General features: G+C 71.0%; 1 protein-coding gene. It reads left to right on the top strand.

Annotation, left to right across the window (positions count from 1 at the left end; genetic code table 11):
• Nucleotides 1-116: 116 nt before the first annotated feature.
• The coding region (ccsA, locus tag AC1DWF_RS38600; protein WP_476843674.1) for a cytochrome c biogenesis protein CcsA at nt 117-519 on the top strand (403 nt) is incomplete at its 3' end.

Below are 519 nucleotides of genomic sequence, written 5' to 3'. Positions count from 1 at the left end.
GCTCGGGCCATGGCGGGGTCCTGGGTGTCGGCTTAGCCTAAYCCCAGTTTATCGCATGCCGCCAGCGACGTAGCGGCAGCTTTGAGAGCCGGCGGCGAAGGCTTATGTTGCGGCCCGTGGACGCCACCTCCCCTTCGGCCAACCTGCCTCGTCCGGGCGGGTCGCTGCATCGTTTCGCCAATCCCGGCCGCTTCCTGCGGCTGACGGAGAGCTGGCTGCCCGTGCTCGCCGTCGCTTCGGTGCTGGTGCTGGGTTGGGGCGCCGCCTGGGGCCTGTTCTACGCCCCGCCCGACTGGCAGCAGGGCGAGACGGTGCGGATCATGTTCGTCCATGTCCCGATGGCCTGGCTGGCCATGGGCGGCTATGCCGGCCTGGCCGCGCTGTCGGTGATGTCCCTGATCTGGCGCCACCCGCTGGCCGACCTCACGGCGCGCGAGCTCTCGCCCATCGGCGCGGCCGTCACGGCGCTCTGCCTGATCACGGGCAGCCTCTGGGGCCGGCCGATGTGGGGCACCTGGT

This window comes from Aminobacter sp. P4_D5 (genome assembly GCF_056401815.1).
Note: the sequence above shows the minus strand (reverse complement) of the source record. Positions and strands in the feature narration are given on the sequence as shown.